At 52.4% G+C, this 18579-nt stretch carries 17 protein-coding genes; 4 read left to right on the top strand and 13 right to left on the bottom strand.

Annotation, left to right across the window (positions count from 1 at the left end; genetic code table 11):
* Positions 1 to 96: 96 nt before the first annotated feature.
* The 4 genes from KGP21_RS18885 to KGP21_RS18870 form a co-directional block, all read right to left on the bottom strand.
* Positions 97 to 1686 carry a cyclic di-GMP phosphodiesterase gene (locus tag KGP21_RS18885; RefSeq protein ID WP_021805869.1) on the bottom strand — a complete coding sequence of 530 codons (1590 nt, stop codon included), beginning with the start codon at positions 1684 to 1686 and terminating at the stop codon, positions 97 to 99.
* A gap of 331 nt (positions 1687 to 2017) precedes the next feature.
* The gene (mepS, locus tag KGP21_RS18880; RefSeq protein WP_024528047.1) at positions 2018 to 2599 is read right to left on the bottom strand and encodes a bifunctional murein DD-endopeptidase/murein LD-carboxypeptidase; all 582 of its coding nucleotides are present in this window, start codon (positions 2597 to 2599) and stop codon (positions 2018 to 2020) included.
* Between the two features lie 408 nt (positions 2600 to 3007).
* The gene (locus KGP21_RS18875) at positions 3008 to 3718 is read right to left on the bottom strand and encodes a phosphatase PAP2 family protein (RefSeq protein WP_209529000.1); all 711 of its coding nucleotides are present in this window, start codon (positions 3716 to 3718) and stop codon (positions 3008 to 3010) included.
* 45 nt (positions 3719 to 3763) lie between these two features.
* Positions 3764 to 4738 carry a GTP-binding protein gene (locus tag KGP21_RS18870; protein WP_179245509.1) on the bottom strand — a complete coding sequence of 325 codons (975 nt, stop codon included), beginning with the start codon at positions 4736 to 4738 and terminating at the stop codon, positions 3764 to 3766.
* Between the two features lie 315 nt (positions 4739 to 5053).
* On the opposite strand from KGP21_RS18870, the gene KGP21_RS18865 reads away from it, so the two are divergent.
* Both KGP21_RS18865 and KGP21_RS18860 read left to right on the top strand, forming a co-directional pair.
* A complete protein-coding gene (locus KGP21_RS18865; RefSeq protein WP_037375456.1) occupies positions 5054 to 5362 on the top strand; it encodes a fimbrial protein in 309 nt (102 codons plus the stop codon).
* A 319-nt stretch (positions 5363 to 5681) separates the two neighbouring features.
* On the top strand, positions 5682 to 5993 hold the full coding sequence (locus KGP21_RS18860) for a type 1 fimbrial protein (RefSeq protein ID WP_021805864.1): 312 nt from the start codon (positions 5682 to 5684) through the stop codon (positions 5991 to 5993).
* A gap of 58 nt (positions 5994 to 6051) precedes the next feature.
* Here KGP21_RS18860 and KGP21_RS18855 read toward each other — a convergent pair whose 3' ends face one another.
* Positions 6052 to 7533 carry a mannitol dehydrogenase family protein gene (locus tag KGP21_RS18855; protein WP_179253671.1) on the bottom strand — a complete coding sequence of 494 codons (1482 nt, stop codon included), beginning with the start codon at positions 7531 to 7533 and terminating at the stop codon, positions 6052 to 6054.
* 341 nt (positions 7534 to 7874) lie between these two features.
* Between KGP21_RS18855 and uxuA the strand changes: the two genes are divergently transcribed.
* Positions 7875 to 9065, top strand: coding sequence for a mannonate dehydratase (gene uxuA / locus KGP21_RS18850; protein ID WP_223536007.1), 1191 nt, complete (start codon positions 7875 to 7877; stop codon positions 9063 to 9065).
* A gap of 39 nt (positions 9066 to 9104) precedes the next feature.
* On the opposite strand, the gene yeiP is transcribed toward uxuA, so the two are convergent.
* The 4 genes from yeiP to KGP21_RS18830 all read right to left on the bottom strand — a co-directional run bounded on the left by yeiP (position 9105) and on the right by KGP21_RS18830 (position 12207).
* Complete coding sequence (gene yeiP, locus KGP21_RS18845) at positions 9105 to 9677, bottom strand: elongation factor P-like protein YeiP (protein WP_021805861.1); 573 nt, start codon at positions 9675 to 9677, stop codon at positions 9105 to 9107.
* A 121-nt stretch (positions 9678 to 9798) separates the two neighbouring features.
* The gene (gene mtr, locus KGP21_RS18840) at positions 9799 to 11043 is read right to left on the bottom strand and encodes a tryptophan permease (RefSeq protein WP_223536005.1); all 1245 of its coding nucleotides are present in this window, start codon (positions 11041 to 11043) and stop codon (positions 9799 to 9801) included.
* A gap of 447 nt (positions 11044 to 11490) precedes the next feature.
* Complete coding sequence (locus KGP21_RS18835; protein ID WP_306455332.1) at positions 11491 to 11784, bottom strand: DUF1240 domain-containing protein; 294 nt, start codon at positions 11782 to 11784, stop codon at positions 11491 to 11493.
* A 129-nt stretch (positions 11785 to 11913) separates the two neighbouring features.
* Positions 11914 to 12207, bottom strand: a complete 294-nt coding sequence (locus KGP21_RS18830) for a DUF1240 domain-containing protein (protein ID WP_223499681.1) — start codon at positions 12205 to 12207, stop codon at positions 11914 to 11916.
* A gap of 254 nt (positions 12208 to 12461) precedes the next feature.
* On the opposite strand from KGP21_RS18830, the gene KGP21_RS18825 reads away from it, so the two are divergent.
* The gene (locus KGP21_RS18825; protein ID WP_021805859.1) at positions 12462 to 12716 is read left to right on the top strand and encodes a YkgJ family cysteine cluster protein; all 255 of its coding nucleotides are present in this window, start codon (positions 12462 to 12464) and stop codon (positions 12714 to 12716) included.
* Here the strand turns inward: KGP21_RS18825 and KGP21_RS18820 are convergent.
* The 4 genes from KGP21_RS18820 to KGP21_RS18805 all read right to left on the bottom strand — a co-directional run bounded on the left by KGP21_RS18820 (position 12680) and on the right by KGP21_RS18805 (position 18395).
* Positions 12680 to 13891 carry a sugar efflux transporter gene (locus KGP21_RS18820; protein ID WP_218519144.1) on the bottom strand — a complete coding sequence of 404 codons (1212 nt, stop codon included), beginning with the start codon at positions 13889 to 13891 and terminating at the stop codon, positions 12680 to 12682. The genes KGP21_RS18825 and KGP21_RS18820 overlap by 37 nt on opposite strands.
* Before the next feature lie 160 nt (positions 13892 to 14051).
* Entirely contained in the window at positions 14052 to 16532 is a 2481-nt protein-coding gene (torA, locus tag KGP21_RS18815; protein WP_021805857.1) for a trimethylamine-N-oxide reductase TorA, read from the bottom strand.
* Positions 16533 to 16544: 12 nt separating this feature from the next.
* A complete protein-coding gene (locus KGP21_RS18810) occupies positions 16545 to 17705 on the bottom strand; it encodes a NapC/NirT family cytochrome c (protein ID WP_024528057.1) in 1161 nt (386 codons plus the stop codon).
* 228 nt (positions 17706 to 17933) lie between these two features.
* Complete coding sequence (locus tag KGP21_RS18805; protein WP_024528058.1) at positions 17934 to 18395, bottom strand: NUDIX domain-containing protein; 462 nt, start codon at positions 18393 to 18395, stop codon at positions 17934 to 17936.
* Positions 18396 to 18579 lie beyond the last annotated feature (184 nt).

Raw genomic sequence — 18579 nt, 5'->3', positions numbered from 1 at the left:
TCAAGCCATGGCTTGAAATACGTCGGATATAAGTCAATTAATCCAGCCGGTAGCATAGCATTTCAGGCTGGTTTTCTGAGTAAAGAAGTTTAAATATCAGGGATTAACTGCGGCCTGATAATCAAAAACGGCCTTATTCTGGCAAAAGGCCACAAACTCCTCAATACCCAGTGGCTTACTGAAATAATAGCCCTGCATGAAATTAACGTCGCGTTCTTGCAGAAAACTCACCTGTTCGGCGGTTTCAACGCCTTCCGCCACGGTCAGCATTTTCAGCTTTTTAGACAGCGAGATCACTGCGTCCAGGACGGGAGCGGTCGCCGTATCCTGGCCAATGGTATTGACAAAACCGCGGTCGATTTTGAGGTAATCCAGGGTAAAGCGTTGTAGATAGATTAAGGCGCTGTGGCCGGTACCAAAGTCATCCACGGCGATTTCAACCCCTTGGCGATGTAGCCAGTCAAACTCTTCCAAGGCATTTTGCTCTTCCACCATGCCGCGCTCGGTGATTTCAAACACCACGGTGAAATAGTCGGTTGGCAACTTAGCCAGTAGCTCGGTGATATCGTCATGGAACGAAGGCGCATTAAGGTGAGAAGGCGCGAGGTTAATGCCCAGTTTGGCGCCCCGTGGCAGAGCTTGTACCAATTGCGGGATATCTGCCACGATCCTACGGAACAGGTGGCGGGTCAGCGCTACGATCAACCCTTCGCTTTCAGCATAGGGGATAAACAGATCGGGTGGAATGCGCCCCTCGGTGGGATGCTGCCAGCGGATCAATGCCTCAAGGCCGGCAATGGTGTTGGTTGCAGAGTGGAACACGGGTTGATATTCAGCAAAGATCTCATTGTGCTTGATGCCTCTCATCAGGGCCCGTTCGGGGCTTTGGCGCAGTATCTGCATATAGTAATACAGCGCGCCCACCATCAGGGAGAGCACCAGACTACCCAGCACGGTCAAACGGATATCATTAGCCGTCAGGGATTGGTGATAGAAGATCATACTCAGTGGATAGCCCGGGACGGCTAGTTGGTTGGCGTGGCTTTTAGGTAATTGCGCCAGCGGCAGCATATTCGAGCTGAAGGTGGTAACCGCATGCCCCCCGATCACTATGGCAAATCCGGGAGTATCTCTATCGGGTGAATTGAGCAGCAGATAGGGGGCCAGGGTGAGATCCAGCGTGGCTAATATGCCGGTATTGCCTGGCCCTGGTTGGCGTAACCACACGGCAATCGCCGGTTTTCCAGGCACCATCGGCGTGCCTTGTTGTAATGCCATATCCAGTGGCTTATGCCAGTCGATATCGGAATAAATATGGCTCATCCGCAGCATCATGTTACCGGTTGCCGAGGAGCAATAGGCAAAACCGTCTTTTACCAGAACAAAGGTGCGTACGCCGGCGGTAAATGCAGCACGGTAGGTCAGATCGGACTGAGCCTGTTCGCAGGGTTTACCGGTAAGCGGCATGATTTGTTGCATCATTTCTTGCAGATGATCGAGGTAATTAACGGCAAATTTCTGCGTACGGGTTTCGATTTTATGCTGATATTGCGAGCGCTGATGATCGATCAGAAATAAGGTGACAGAGGTAAAAACAATGAGGAAAACGACGGCGACAATACAGCTTTTAGTCAGGCTACGTCGTGTGTTGGATGCATGGCGTGCAAATGCTCCCTTCAATCCCATTACTCGCCCCCTGAGCGCAGCATAAAAATATTATTGTTATATTGCTGGTGATTAATATATCCCACCGATCCTGCCTGCGTCATTATTCGTTTGGCTTGCACCAAGGCTGTCTGTTTAGACACAGCGTAAATAGTGCGTTACGAAATGGCATGTCACTTGACGATAATAGGCTATTTTTTCAACCGTTGCGTGGTTTATGGCACAGTGATAAGCGAAAATAGCGATGCGGGTTTGTTCGGCGCCAGCATGACCGTGAAAAAAAACGCTGCCCTGGGGCAGCGTTCTCGTCTCGTTTGTTTGGCTTTCAGGACCAGATTCAGATACTACGCCGTTAGCTGGAGCTTTTACCCAGTAACCGGCGGCCTTCACGATAACGTTTATCCCAATAGTTATCCGAAAGGCTAGAGATTGTCACACCACTGCTGGTAGAGGCATGAACGAATTTGTCGTTACCCAGATAGATGCCGACGTGGCGGCCAGTAGAACCGGCGCGGAACAGCACTAAATCGCCTGGGCGCAGTTTGGCGCGTTGGATTTGTTTGCCCATATCTTCTTGCTCATAGGTTGAGCGGGGCAGATCCATACCAAACTGTTCGCGGAAGGTACGTTGCACAAACGCCGAGCAATCAATACCGCGCTTGCTTTCACCGCCTAAACGGTAGCGGACGCCTTTCCAATCAGCATACTGGTCCATAATCTTTGACTTGACGTCAACGTTACGCACCATCGCTTCGAATTCATCCTGAGAGGCTTGCAGTAAAAGACCGTTTTTGTCATTAACTGCATGCATCTCAGTTTGTGATCTATCTAACTTCGAAGTGTTTGTTGAGCTACAGGCGGAGAGCACCAAGGCTGCCGCAATTGCAGGTAAAACCCGCAAAAAATATCTCAGAAAAGGTTGAGATTTGACCATTGTAATTGTTTTCCCTTGAAGTCCTTAACGACGCAAGTCGTTATCTGAAAAATACCAAACGGAACGAGACTAGTTGGCACTGGCAGGAAGGACAATCAGTTAGCATCGGAAATGTGCAGGAACGCACAGTTTTCGGATTTTTACTAATGAGCCAAGCTAAACCAGGCACAAACGCATCCGAGAGTACCGGAATGACGTGAGGATTGCGAGCCTTTTTCCGACATTCTTTATATGAAATTGTGATGTAACATAATGTAAATCTTCATATAAAAAACCGCGGTTTGGCGGTTATGTTGGATTGAGGTTAATTAATGGGGTAGGCATGTTAACGGTGTGGTTGTTGAGTAAACAAGATCCGGCCGGTAAATAACCGAGAGGCGCTGGCCTCCCGGCTATCATAACCTAAAGTTATGGCTGCGTTGGGCGATACTTACCAGGTAGTTTGCAGTTCAACCAGTGGATCACAACATCGCTGGCCGGTGTCATCAGCCACCAACTGGTTCCGACCATCACCACCGACAGCGAGCCGACGGCAATATCGGTAAACCAATGTGCGCCGATCATGATGCGTGGCAGGCAGAAGACCAGGGTGATCAGCAGCGCGATGGCAAATGCCGTGCGGTTAAAGTAGCGCAGCATAAAGCAGGAGAAAATCATCAGCATCATGCCATGATCGCCAGGGAAGCTGTCGCTGGAGGCGTCTTTGGTTGGGATGCCGGTGAGTTCGCTGACCCGGTTGATATTGTCAAAAGTCAGGGTTGGGCTGGCGTGTTTGACCGGCAGCAGGTGGCCAAACTGGTTGAGCACCACTCCCGTTAACAACATCACGACGCCGGTAACGATCAGACGGCGGCGGCCAAAGGCATCCTGCTTGAGGTAGAAGTAAAGGTACAACAACCCCATGGCGATGAGTGAAATGACGTCGAATATCCGATTGTTGGTGATCGCCACCATTCTCAGAAACCAGGCATCGCTGGCCAGATGTTGGTTGAAGTAGAAAAAGATTGCTGAGTCAAGCTTGAACCAGAACCCGTGATCCGTGGGTAAATACCAGGAAAGAAATAGCACGATGCCCAAGACGTTGAGCATGAGGATGGAGGGTAAATTACGGCGTGTCATGGCTAACCTGTAAAAATCAAAAAAATAATGCCAACGTTAAAAGCATTAACTTAAACGAATGTTAAACAAGGCCGCTTGCAAAGCATTCCAGTTGGCCTCGTCGCTGTGGATCAATTCGATACGGCTGTCGAGCGGAGCGGTGGGGCGCGTCTCGATACTGAGATCCTGCCCTTGGCGGTTGATCAGCAAACTGCCTTCGGCAATGCGTACCACTGCCTTGGCCCGATCAACCGGTGCTAACCTGATCCATTCCATCATACCGACGGTATCGAAGACGGTTTCTCCATCAAATATCCAGCCGCAGCTGGTGAATCCTTGGCCTTGGTTGAGGGCTCGGCGCCAGCGGGAGTTTTCAGGCAAACGCAACGCTGCCAATCCTTGGGTCTTGGCGTGGCTATGATGATGCTGTGCGTCCGGCAATTCTGTGCAATTGGTGCGTGGCCGATCCAACAGCTTGATATCCATGCGCCCTTGCTCGATGGTAAAGACCGGCCGCTGCTGGCCATGCAGGGTTTGCCAGGTTTCCAGTGCCAGGGCATCTTGCGGCTGCCAAGTATCCATTTTATTGGCGATGATGACGTCGGCTGCGGCCAGCTGATCGCGGAAATTTTCATTTTCGCTATAGCGAGATTCGCCGAGTTGGCGGGGATCGAGCACACAGATCGTTGCCAGTAAATCGATCCACCCACCATAGGTTTCCTGGGTCAACAGCGCCAGGATCTGCTTAGGGTGACCTAATCCAGTGGGTTCAATCAGTAACCGATCGGGTTTGGCCTGTTGCAGCAACATATTCAATCCTACCTGCATAGGTAGCCCGTTAACGCAGCACATGCAGCCTCCGGGGATCTCTTTCAATACCGCACCGCTGTCGGCCAGCAGGGCGCCATCGATACCAATCTCGCCAAACTCGTTGACCAGCACGGCCCAACGCTCATTTTCCGGCTTATTGGCCAACAGGTGTCGAATGGTGGTGGTTTTGCCGCTACCGAGAAAGCCGGTGATCAGATTGGTTTTTGTCATTTGGAGATTCCCGTTAGTGATGTTTTCAATGTATGCAGGTTGGCAATTATTTGCTTATTTATCGCTCTTGGCCAACTAGGAGGGGAAGATCACAAATTTAAGCATAAAAATCGCCTGTTTTTGTGCGCTTATTTTTCGCTAAAACGATAGGATTTTTCCCATAAAAACGTGGCGTTAACAAAGTCAACTGTACCGTACCGTATTGTTTCCACGGCCTTAATTCAACGATTAACCGTTAAAAAAACTGCCTATCCTTACGATTATTCCTAAAAAAGTAACCTATCTTTAAAGTGGCTTAACAAAAGTGAGGTTGCCATGAATAGCTTACGGTTAATTTTGATCGCAGGAGCGTTGTTTTCATGGATGGCAGCAAGTCATGCGGGTTCCACAGGTGGCGTTATCCACTTTGTGGGTGCCATTGTCGAAGGCCCTTGTACGGTAGATGTTAGCAACTCAACGGCGAATACCCAATGTTATCGTAACGGGCGAAACTACACAGGCACGCAAAGGCTGGCAAGTTTTGATGCCAGCAGTAAAGAACTTCCGCTGAATATCGGTACCACCGAAATGCGGTGGGTCGATCAGCAGAAAAAACTCGCAATAATGACAGTGATTTATCGTTAAGTCCTCTAGTCATGCCGAGTGGGGCTCGGCATGACTTCCCCAGATCCCGCATTTTGATTCGTTTTCTCCACACCTTTCATTGCCCAACCGACTGACCAGGATTGTGCACGGCAAGCCGTCTGCACAGCAGGCCGTTGTCAGAAAATAAATTAAGACTTTTCCGGCTTGAAATCTGTATTTCGCGGCAATAAATTATGCGCCGCCAGAGAGGTGGGTAGTTATCTAACTAGATGATAAATAGATAAAACCTCTCTAACTTGCGCTTAATCCAAGAACTTTTTTTCAGGTTTATATTGGCTTAATAACAAGTGAGGTGACCATGAAAAGCTTACGGTTATTTTTGATCGCAGGAATGTTGTTTTCATGGCTGGCAGCTGGTGTGGCTAATGCAGCTACCGGTGGCGTGATCCACTTCTATGGCGCCATTGTCGAAGGCCCTTGCACGGTGGAAGTCGCTGACTCAACGGCGCAAACGCAATGCTATCGCGACGGGCAAAACTACACCAGCAAACATCGGTTAGCGAGCCTGCAGAGCGGTAGCAAAGAGCTGCCAATGAATCTCGGCAAGAGCGAAATCAAGTGGTTGGATCAGCAGAAAAAACTCGGAATAATGACGCTGGAATACCATTAATCCACATTCAGTCAAGTGGCCGTCATGCCTGGTAGATTGGCATGGCGGCCGGTAGGGATCAATTCAACTGGGTGGTTACCCAATCTTTTACCGTCTGGCGTGCCCCTCGATCGCGCAATGACAGATAGGCTCGGGTTACCTCCGCCACAAACGTACTATCTGCTGGCAACTGCTCGCCAAACACGCTTTTCAACGCCAGCAATGCGGTCACGCGGGGTTCTCCGTCCTGTGAGCTGCTAACGGCCTGTTGCAACGTGGCCAGCATGGGGTCGCGGATATCAATCGGTTGCCCGGCGTCATCAATCCCGCCGACATAACGCATCCAGCCCGCTACGCCAAGCGCAAGCCCCGCATGGCTGCCGCCATATTGCCGATGCCAACGGATGGACTCCAGCAGGCGCTGAGGCAACTTTTGCGTGCCATCCATAGCGATCTGCCAGGTACGGTGTTGCAGTGCCGGGTTACTGTAACGTTCGATCAACTGCTCCGCGTAGGCGGCCAGATCGATGCCAGTGACCTGCAGCGTCGGAGCCTGCTCGTTCAACATCAAATGGTGTGCGGCGCGGCGATAATTCTCATCCGCCATACAGTCAACTATGTATTGGTAACCCGCCAGATAGCCGAGGTAGGCCAGGAAGGAGTGGCTGCCGTTGAGCATCCGCAGTTTCATCTGCTCGAACGGCAGAACGTCGTCCACCAGTTGCACACCGGCATCCTCCCAGCGTGGACGGCCAGCGACAAAATTATCTTCCACCACCCATTGAATGAAGGGTTCACAGGCAATAGCGCATTCATCACGCACGCCACCCAGAGCGGCGGCGATTTCATCAAGCGTTGCTGGCGTAGCGGCTGGAACGATGCGATCGACCATGGTGCTGGGGAAGGTGACGTGTTGCGCGATCCACTCGGCCAGCTGTGGATCGCGCGCTTTGGCTAGCCCAGTCACCGCATTGCGCACCACATGCCCATTCTCTGGAATGTTGTCGCAGGACAGCACGCTAAAGGCGGGTAGATGACGTTCTCGACGCCGGCGCAGTGCTTCCACCAGGATCCCCGGCACCGTGGTGGGTTGGGCCGGATTAGCCAAATCGGCTTTGATCGCGTCGTGTTGCAGGTCTAATTGGCCGCTACCGGGTTCGATACAGTAGCCTTTCTCCGTAATGGTCATGGAGACGATCGCCACCTGTGGCTCGGCCAGCTTTTCCAGCACGGCGTCGATACCTTCCAATTTGCGATGTACGCTTTCGTGAACGGCCCCCACCACGATGGCCTGATCGCCCGCCGCGCCCTTTTCCAACACGGTGTAAAGATGATCCTGGTCGCGCAGGGTCTGGAATAGCTTATCGCCGCCGAACAGACTGATCTCGCAAATCCCCCAATCGCCGCCGTTACGGTTGAGTACTCTGTCGGTCAGCAATGCCTGGTGAGCGCGGTGAAAAGCCCCAAAGCCCAGGTGGACAATTCGGCTGCGCAGGCTCTGGCGATCGTACTGGGGCAGTTGTGTCTTGGCGGGTAACGGTGAGTTGGCGATAGTTTTCATTAATGGCTCCATGACGAGAGCAAGGGGCGGTTGATCGCTGGTATAAAGCTATCAGACCAGTTAGCCGCAGGTGTATGCCCGGCTCTCGCGTATCTGTTAACAACCGCCAGTGTAGAGCGGTAGAGAGGTGAATAAAATTGGTCGGTCCAAAATATCCCAGGATCGTGAGTTGGATCAATCAATCGACGTTTCTGTTTTGACAGCATGCCGCTAATCAGTAAGGTTAAAGATGAATGATATCTACTGCAATGTGGTATAACAGGATTGATTTGATTTTGCGATCTACCTCACCACCGATATCGCTTTAACGATGACAGAGCGACTTTTACAAGGATAAATCAATGGAACAAACATGGCGTTGGTATGGGCCGAACGATCCGGTTTCGCTGGACGATGTGCGTCAGGCTGGTGCGACTGGCGTAGTGACCGCGTTACACCATATTCCTAATGGCGAAGTGTGGCCGGTTGAACAGATCAAGGCGCGGCAGGCTCTGTTAGCGGAAAAAGGGCTGGTGTGGTCGGTGGTGGAAAGTATCCCGGTGCACGAGGAAATTAAAACCCACAGCGGCAACTATCAACGTTATATCGCCAACTATCAACAATCGCTGCGCAATCTGGCGGAATGTGGCATTGATACCGTGTGCTACAACTTTATGCCGATCCTCGACTGGACGCGTACCGATTTGGAATATCAACTGCCGGACGGTTCCAAGGCTTTACGCTTTGATCAGATCGCCTTTGCGGCCTTCGATTTGCATATCCTGTGCCGCCGTGGGGCCGAAAAAGATTACACCGACGAAGAGCAGTCCCAGGCACAAAGCTATTTCAAGGCGATGAGTACGGCAGATATTGCCAAGCTGACCGGAAATATCATAGCCGGATTGCCTGGGGCGGAAGAGGGATACACGCTCGATCAGTTCCGTGCTCGGCTGGCGGAGTACGATCATATCAATAAGGCGCAGTTGCGCGAAAATATGGCCGTATTCCTGCGCGCTATCGTGCCGGTAGCGGAAGAGGTGGGGGTCAGGTTGGCAGTGCATCCCGATGATCCACCGCGCCCCATCCTTGGCTTGCCGCGTATTGTTTCCACCATCGAAGATATGCAGTGGCTGAAAGAGACGGTAGATAGCATCTATAACGGCTTCACCATGTGTACCGGTTCTTACGGCGTGCGTGCGGATAACGATCTGGTGCGGATGATTGAGACCTTTGGCGATCGCATTCACTTTACCCACCTGCGTGCTACTTGCCGCGAGCAAAACCCTAAAACCTTCCACGAAGGGGCGCACTTGCAAGGGGATGTGGATATGGTTGCGGTGGTTGAAGCTATTCTGGCAGAAGAACAGCGCCGTCATAAAGCGGGCGATCTGCGGCCTATCCCAATGCGACCAGACCATGGTCACCAGATGCTGGACGATCTGAAGAAGAAAACCAATCCGGGCTATTCGGCCATCGGTCGGTTGAAAGGTTTGGCGGAGGTTCGTGGGGTTGAGCTGGCGTTAAAGCGGCGGTTTTTCCCGGAATTACTCTAGCAAAAGCAGGGCGCACTCAGGTTGCGCCCCCACCGTTGACTAGTCTGCGCGGCTCATATAGCGGCGTTCTGCAATATGAATGCGGATTTTATCACCGCTGCTCAGGTACTCGGGTACCAGAATGGTCAAGCCGGTCGCCATGGTGGCCGGCTTGTTACGCGCACTGGCAGAAGCTCCTTTGATGCCCGGAGCGGTTTCAACAATTTCCATATCCACGGTCTGCGGCAGTTCCAACGCCAGCACCTGGCCATCCAGCGTCAGTACCTGCATACCCGGCAAACCCGCTTCAGGGATGAACAGCAGCTCATCTTCGATCTGATCTTTCTTGAAGATATAAGGGGTGTAGTCTTCATCGTCCATGAACACATACTCTTCGCCGTCAATATAGGAGAAGTTTACCTTGCGGCGGGAGAGGCTGATGGTGTCCAGAATATCATCACCTTTAAAACGCTCTTCTACCTTCAGCCCGGTACGGACGTCGGAGAAGCGCATTTTATACAGCGTGCTGGCACCACGGGCGCTTGGGCTCTGGACATCGATGTCCTTTACCAGCAGCAGTTTGCCGTTGTAATTGATCGCCATACCGCGCTTGATTTCGTTCGCTCTTGCCATTGGAATACCCTGTCGAAATGGAATTTAGGAAGTTGCGACAAGTTACTCGCGCCGTGCTTTTCAGGCAAGTGCCGCGCGCAAAAAGAGTGGGGAAAAAGGGCGGCCGTAGCCGCCCTGAGGCTTATTTAAACACTGGCAGCAAATCTAATAGCGTTAGCACGTGGGCCACGGCGTTAATCGCCCCAAACAGGATGATGAACAGGATCATGCCTTGACCGCCGGGAGCACGGTAGCTCGCCTGTGGGAAACGGCGGCGGCTGGCGCGTGCCATCATCGCAGGGACGATCACCGCCCAAATGGTGGCGGCCAGGCCAGCAAAGCCGATGGCGTACAGGAAACCGTTCGGGAACAGTAACGCGGCTAACGTTGGCGGCACGAAGGTCACCAGTGCCGATTTGGTGCGGCCTGCCTGGTTATCCTTGAACTTGAAGAAGTCGGCGAGAAAATCAAACAGCCCCAGCGACACCCCCAGGAATGAACTGGCCAGCGCCATATACGAGAAGGCATTCAGCAGTTGGCCTACCGCATAGCTACTGGAAACGTTACCCATCTGCTTGAGCAGGCTGCCGATGTTGCCCCCTTCGGCGATCACCTGTTTGAAGGCATCACGAGCGATATTTCCCTGGATCACATACTGCCACAGGATATAGATCGCCAGCGCCAGCAAGGTACCGTATACCAGGCTGCGCACCACGGCACCGCTGTCTTTCTGATAATACTTCACCAGGCCGGGCACGTTGCCGTGGTAGCCGAACGAGGTCAGCAGGTAAGGCAATGCCGCCAGCGCATAGGGCAGGTAGTTGGCGTCGCTACCACCCTGGTTGAACAACACGGCGGGTTGCACGTGGGTGAACATATCACCGACGGACAACACAAAGGTAATCACCATACCGCCAATCAGAATGGTGCTCAGGCGATCCACGGCGCGGGTGGATAACCAGACGATAAAGGCCACAACGATGGCAAACACCAATCCGGACAGGGTTTGGTTGGCCCCGAAGACGCCTTCCAGCGTATGGGCGATGATCGAACCGCCCGCCGAGATATAGGCATAGGTCAGAATATAGAGTACGAAGGTGATCGACAGGCTGTTAAGGGTATTCCAGCCTTTGCCGAGCAGATCTTTGACCACGGTGTGGAAGCTGGCGCCCGCCGGATAACTCATGGTGGCTTCCAGGATCATCAGCCCGGAGATCAGCATACAGAACCAGGTATAAATCAGCAGCGCCACGGAGCCGCTGAACCACACGCCAGAAGTTACGATAGGAATGGAGAACATACCAGCACCTACGGCGGTGCCGGCAATGATCATCGCGCCACCGAGTACGGAAGGGCGGGAAAGCTTCTGGATGGTGTCCGCAGACATTATTGCTCCTGGTTGGCCGCTGGCCTTGAGTTCTTTTGTACTAGCTTAATGGTACGTGCGCGATGTGTGCATGTAAAGCGGATATTTGGTGTGATTGGTGCAATATTCAGCGGTTAGGAGCGTTATTTTGGTGGTTTTTTTGCTCATACAGCCCTCTCTAACAGGGCGGGGCTGCAATGGCGTTGTGGTCAGGTGCAGAAATCTGTCTGTTCGCACTCACGAAGGGTTAGAACTGTGCTGTAGTCAGGTGCCGAAGTCTATCAGTGTCACGTTAAAATATTCCCTAAGCGAGATGGAGTTATTGCGGTGCCGAGGCCAGTTACTGACGTTAAGTTGTAGCACATTCAGTCCCCTCTCCCTGCGGGAGAGGGTTAGGGTGAGGGGCGTCACTTTACGTATTGTGATGTATTTCATTGTTTAATTGTTGGGTATAGCGGGAAATGCCACTCATCGACAAAGTGATAAATCTTTCACATAAGTCGTTGGTGACATCCAGGAAATTTTATCGCACGTGAAATAGCCAACATGTATGAGTTTGTAGTTCACATAAAGAGATACAGGAAAACTAAAAATTAATGATGTGAACGCTATCATGATTAAATACTTGCTGATTATTATGTTATATTTAGGTTGTCTGTCAAAAATAAAGAAAAAAACAGAGCAAGAAAAAGTATAGAGTATCAAAGGCGTTGCAAAAAAGCAGATGAATACAGATGCTGAAAATGTTATTTCATCCTCCATCAATATCAATGAAATAGCGTAACTGTAAATCAATAGCGATAGACATATGAATATTGCCAGTAATGCTGATGCCCCTAATATTTTCCAGTATCTGTTTTTCACAAGACTATGCTTATCTTATGGTAGGTTTCACTGGCAAAGTGATAGGTTCGTGACATAAGTTGTAGGTGACTGCCATGATATCCTGTCACATGTTAAATAACCGGTATGCTTTAGTTTATAATCAACATATAAAGCAATGGGTAAGCTGATAACAAATGAGGTAAACATTAGATAAACCAAATATCGAGTAATTCCTTTGTCATATTTTGGGCGCTTATTGAAAATAAAAAAGTATATGCCGCTAAGCATTGCATATAATAGTAGTGGGCAGGTAAGGAAACCGATAACAACAGATGCGGAAAAGGTTATTTCATCCTCCATGAATACTAACGCTAAAACATACTGGCAGACTAATAATGTCACAAGTGAAAACACAATTAAGAGTGTTGTTGACAGTAATATTTTAACGTATTTATTATTCACATCCATTTACTCAATCCATTGTTCGTTCTGCGCTGCCATGCTCCATTAAGGTTATATTCTAGCACTATTAGTAAGATTTATGAATGAGTATAACTTAGCCTTGGCTTCTGTTATTGTCTCAACCACATAATCAGCCCCCCATAGGATCGCAGATGGACTGCCGTGCCGACTGTGGTGCCTGCTGTATCGCACCTTCGATTTCCAGCCCGATCCCTGGTATGCCCAACGGCAAACCGGCCAATACCCGCTGCATCCATCTGGACCCGCAACTGCGCTGTGGGATATTTCATTCGCCGCTGCGGCCCAAAGTCTGTGGCAGCCTGCAGGCCAGCCGTGAGATGTGCCACGACCGCCGTGATGAGGCGCTGATCTATCTTGCCAAGTTGGAGGCGGATACCGCCCCTTGAACGTCCTTCAGCCGCCACATACACAGTACTGCACCCAGTACCATAGCCAACGCAAAGTAAAATACCGCGTGATAACTCCACATTTCAGCCACGACCCCGGCGATCGAACCGGCAATAATCCAGCCTACGCGGGTGGTATTGGTAAACAGCGTGGTGGCCGCTCCGGCCTGGCCGGGCATCAAATCCTGGAAATAGAGCATACCAATTCCCGCTAACACCCCGATAAACAGCGCGTTCAGCAGTTGCAGGGCGATCAGTTGCCAAGTGCCAGTTATTAACAGTAGCCCAGCATAGAACAGCACCCCGGCAATCACCGCACAGCGCATCAGGAAGCGCTTGCCAAAGCGTTGGGCCACCATGCCTGCGAGCAACATGGTCGGGATTTCCAGCCCGGCAGCGGTACCCATCAGTATTCCCGTCAGTTTTTCCGGTAACTGTAGCTCCCGCACCATGTACAGCGGCATATTGATCAAATACATGCTGTTGGCCGTCCACATTAAGGTGCAGGCCACAAACAGCAATAACGTATCGCGGCGGTTCTGGCGGGGGGCTTCCAGCGTCGCCCCGCTGGTACTCTGCACTTTTGGCATGGAGGGCAACATCTTCCATACCAGCGCTCCGCAGAGAATAAAGGCGGCGGCGGCGGCCAGATACATCACCTTAAAACCAAACCCCAAGGCTAGCGCAAAGGCGATCGGCGGGCCAATCACCCAGGCCAGCGAAACCTGAGCGCGCAGGATAGAACTGAACATCACCGTTCCCCGGCCGGTGTGCTCGGCATGTTCCCGTGCCAGGGCAAACATCTGTGGGTTGGCGGTCGAGCCGAAGCTGCTCAGCAGCACGCCGACAAACAGCAGCAGGTAATAGTTACGGTTCCAGGCGAACAGCGCACAAGCCAAGGCACCTAACATACAGCAGAGAAAGATCAGTGATTTGCGATCGCCCCTCTTGTCTGAGCGGCTGGCCAGAAACTGGCTGACCAAAATGCCGATCACCGCGCTGCCGGTAAAGAACAGCCCGACCATCGTTGGCCGTACGTTCACTTCGGTGGAGAGAAACAGACTCAGCGTGGGCGTCTGTAGGGCACCAGCAATCCCGGTGAGAAAGGCCACGACCAGAAATGCCAACGAAGTTAAATCGGGCAAGCGTCGTGTCGCCGCAGTTGAAGTACGCATAAGCTGAATGAATAGCCAAAGAGAAGGGAGACGCGCGCATAATACGCTCGTTTAAAAAAACAAAAACCTGTTTCAATCAAGGAAAGGGTAAATACATTGTCTCTGTCGGCAGGAAAAGCGCAGGGCGATGTCACCATCACCCTGCGCTGGTGGCTAGCGGTTATGCGCCAGCAGGAACGTCGTGCGCGGTATTCTTCAGCACTTCGCCCTGATATTTCTCAATTTCCAGCTGTGCCATCTGGCCACAGTTGCCCTGTGCCAGATTGGATGAGCCAATATCGAAAGTCAGGCAGTTGACGTTGCCGTTCTTACAGATTGACCCCGGCGTTGACGGATCGGCCGGATCGTACCAGGCACCTTCGCTGATCCGCACTGCACCTGGGCGCACATCCTCGCTGACAATAGCGCCAACCAGGATCTGCCCACGGTCGTTAAACGCCCGCACCAAATCGCCGTTGGTGATGTTGCGCGATTTGGCATCCTCTGGATGGATCAAGATCGCTTCACGGTCGGCCACCGCATACTTCTTACGCAGCGGCGTGTTGTCCAGCTGTGAGTGCAGGCGGTTGGTCGGGTGCGCGGTATTCAGTGACAGCGGGTATTTGGCTGCCTCTGGGCCACGGTACCATTCATGCGGCGGCATCCAGGTCGGGATACCTTTGCAATCCAGATACTCCATCTTCGAGATGGCATCGGAATAGATCTCAATCTTGCCGGACGGAGTCCCCAATGGATTAAGCAGCGGGTTTTCACGGTAATCGGCGAAACGTACCCACTGTTTGTTTTCCTGCGGGATCGGGAAACGAATGTAGTTGTTCGACGCCCAGAACATGTCAAACGGCGGCAGGGCAACGCGGGCGGCGCGGGCCTGCAACTTCATGTCGTCGTACATGCCTTTCAGCCACTGGGTTTCGTCTTTGCCTTCGGTAAAGGCATCCAGTACGCCCAGCTTGGCGGCCAGAGCGGCGAAGATATCGAAGTCGTTGCGTGACTCATGCTGCGGCGGCACGCACTGATGCATCGGGAAGACATACAGCTGCGAGTAGTCGCCGCCCATCTCCAGATCGTTACGCTCATAGCTGGTGGTCGCAGGCAGCACGATATCCGCATGCTTGGCGGTGGCCGTCCAGTACGGTTCGTTAACCACGATGGTTTCCGGCCGCTGCCAGGCTTTGACCAGATTGTTGGTATCCTGATGCTGGTGGAAGGTATTACCACCGGCCACGTACACCATCTTCACGTCTGGGTAGGTAACATCGGTCCCATTGAAGTGAATGGTCTTGCCTGGGTTGGTCAGGCACTCGGCGATACGAGCCACCGGGATTGGCGTTGGTGAATTCTTCGGTGCATTCCCCGCAGAGATACCGGAGAGGATGCCGCCTTTAGCCGTTGGGCTACCGCCGGAAGAGTAGTGATAGCTAAAGCCAAAGCCGCCGCCCGGCAGGCCGATCTGGCCAAGCATGGCCGCCACGGTCACCAGCAACCAGTGCTGCTGCTCACCGTGATGCTGACGCTGGATCCCCCAGCCGCCCATGATCATGGTGCGCTGTTTTGCCATATCGCGCGCCAACTGGCGCAGCACTTCGGCATCAACGCCGCTGATATCGGCAGCCCACTCGGCAGTTTTCGGCGTACCGTCGGTTTCACCCAGCAGATAGGCCTGGAACTTGTCGAAGCCCACGGTGTAGGTTTTCAGGAAGTCCGGGTTATGCAGCTTTTCGGTCAACAGGGTGTGGGCGATACCGATCAGCATCGCGCTGTCGGTGTACGGACGCGGAGCGATCCACTGTGCGCCGACATATTTGGCACTGTCACTGTGCACCGGATCGATGCTGATGATGCGGGTGCCTTTCTTCTTCAGCGCCTCAAAGCCGGTCTGGCCGACGTGGTCTGGCACGTTCCAGCTGTTTTTCAGCGTAACCATCGGGTTACAGCCCCACAGGATCACCAGTTGGCTGTTGTCGATGACGTTTGGCCAGGCAGTTTGCTGTTCGTAAACCTCCATTGACCCCATCACGTGTGACATGATCACCTGTGCAGCACCGGTAGAATAGTCACCTGCATAGCCAAGGAAGCCGCCGCTCAGGTTCATCAGGCGTTGCAGCAGGGTACGGCTGTTGTGCAGCATGCCCACGCTTTTCCAGCCGTAAGAACCGGCATAAATTGACTGAGGGCCGTGATCTTTTTGCAAACGGATGATTTCGTTACCGACCAGATCGATAGCCTTATCCCAACTGACGCGCACCCATTCATCGTTGCCGCGCAGCTCGGTACGGCTGCCAGGGCCGCCTTCCAACCAGCTTTTACGTACCATTGGATACTTGATACGGTTTTCCGCATGGACCTGGTGGGGGGCCATGGTGATCAGATCGTTCGGGTAAGGGTCGTCTTTGACCGGCAACACGCCGACCATTTTTCCGTCTTGCACGATGGCTTCAAATGCGCCCCAGTGCGCACCGGTCAGGATGCCCTTCTGCGCCTGGCGTAGGGCCACGAACTGTGGCAATGCCTGGCTGATGGCTTCCGCCAATGCTGATTTAGGCCACAGACCCGCAAACAGAGGCACGGCGGCCAGGGCGCTGGCACCGGTCAGGAAACGACGGCGGCTCATGGCCAATGGTTGTTGTTGGTACTTGCTCATTTCGCTTCTCCCTTAACTTTTGGCCGGTGTGGCAGGTTGCATATCGCTGGCATGTTTCTGAACGTACTGCGTCAGAACGCGCAGTTGTTCTTGCGACAGCGAGGTGCGAGGAGCCATACCTTTAATCACGCCGATCCACTGGTTGGCGTTGAAGCGATCAAGGGCGGTCAGGCCGTGGCAGCCGGTACAGTTGGCGGACATCATATCGGCGGTGTAACGCCAGATTTTCTGCTGATCGTCGATCAGTTGCTTACGTGGCAACCAGACCTGCAGAGACACCTGATGCCAGACCAGGCCGGTTTCGGCATCGGTCATGGTGCTGCCGGTTTTCAGCAGTTTACGCGCGTCTTCGCCCAGCAGAACGCTGAGGATACGTTTACCTTGTGCTGCGTAGAAGACTTCACTGACGCCATCCTGTTGCCAGCCGCTAACGTCTACCAGCACCTTGTCACCTTCCTGTTTCACGACGTGAACTTCGGTTGAAGGCATCAGGTTACCGGCATTATGCGTATCGTCGGCTTTCAGGAAGAACGGTTCGGTAGCGATGGTAAACAGCGTGGTTGCTGTTGGTGAGGTTTCCGCCGCGGCTTTTGCCAGTTCGGCAGCACCGGCCTGTGCGGCACCGCTCATATCCGGCAGGATATGCGCTACGCCTTTATGGCAGTCGATACAGGTTTCACCTTGCTTGATGGCCACCGGATGCTGAATACGGGCTTCAGGACGCTGGGCGGTGATATCCATGGCATCGAAGCTATGGCAAGAACGGCAAGTGGCTGAATCGTTTTCTTTCAACGTTTTCCAGACCGATTGTGCCATGGCCAGCTTATGGGCTTCGTATTTTTCCGGGGTGTCGATTTTGCCGGTCATTTCGCCGTAAATGTCTTTCACCGCACGGATCTTGGTCCACAGGTAATCGAGTGGCTCATGAGGGACGTGGCAATCGGCACATTCCGCGCGGATCCCCTTGGCGTTCTGGAAGTGGACACTGCCTTGATATTCGGCCAGAGGTTGTTGCATGGTGTGGCAGGAGACACAGAAGGCGGTATCGCTGGTTTTATGGAAGACCGTTGCGGTCCCCGCCAGCAGTGCGGCACCGAGAATAATCCCGATCACTAAAATCCATAGCCATCCCCACCGGCGTCGCTTTTCAAAGCCAGCTTGTTTTTTGCTCATATTGAACCCACTTATAGTTATGAAATACCAAGGAAAAACTTGCCAAAAAGGTTTCGACACCAGGTCAAAAACACCTGAATTAGTATAGGTATTTTCGCAAAAGAAACCTAATACCTTAGGGGTATTTACAGCGAAAAGTAGAGTGATTGAGTAATAATGTAGCGTTATATTCTAATTTATATAGCGATATGCTTTGATGAACAGGGGAAAAAATAGGAGGGAATAACGTCACAATATCGGCAGATATACCTGTTGGCTCAACCAAAGGTGGATCGCCGTTCTGCTCGCTTCAAAGTGGGGCTCCGGCAGGTCGTGCGGGGAACACCAGCGCCATTCGGCACATTTTTCCGGCTCTTTCAGCTCGGCTTCTCCTCCTGGATGCTGAACCAGCATACAGATCGACACCGTATGTTTTCCCTCTGCCCGCCAGGTTTGCAGATTATTGCTGACGCCAATAAAGGTTGGCGGAGCTATCTGCAACCCGGTCTCTTCGGCAATTTCGCGTTGGGCGCACTGTTCAAAGGTTTCCCCCGCGTCCAGATGCCCCCCAGGGATAGACCAAAAAGGGGCATGGGTGCTGCAGCGTTTCCCCAGCAGGATTTGCCCTTGAGCGTTAACGATTATGACCCCGATACCGGTGGCAACCATGTTGTTATCTTCCTTCAGCACTGTTTCAGCACAGTATGCCATTTTCCCCCGTGGAAGGGGGTTTTAGCCAGAAAAGTGTGCGTAAGGTCAAAAAACTATCACGCGGAGATCGAGAAAACTTGCTTTCGGTGATAGCTGCTCACACACTCATTGAAACGTTTCAGCGTCATCGATGGCCTGGTTAGGCGATGGGTAACGCTCCTTTTTCTTAACTTGGCTGAAACGA

It is taken from the genome of Serratia sp. JSRIV004, assembly GCF_019968705.1.
Lineage (GTDB): Bacteria > Pseudomonadota > Gammaproteobacteria > Enterobacterales > Enterobacteriaceae > Chania > Chania fonticola_B.
This window is presented reverse-complemented; position numbering and strand designations above follow the sequence as displayed.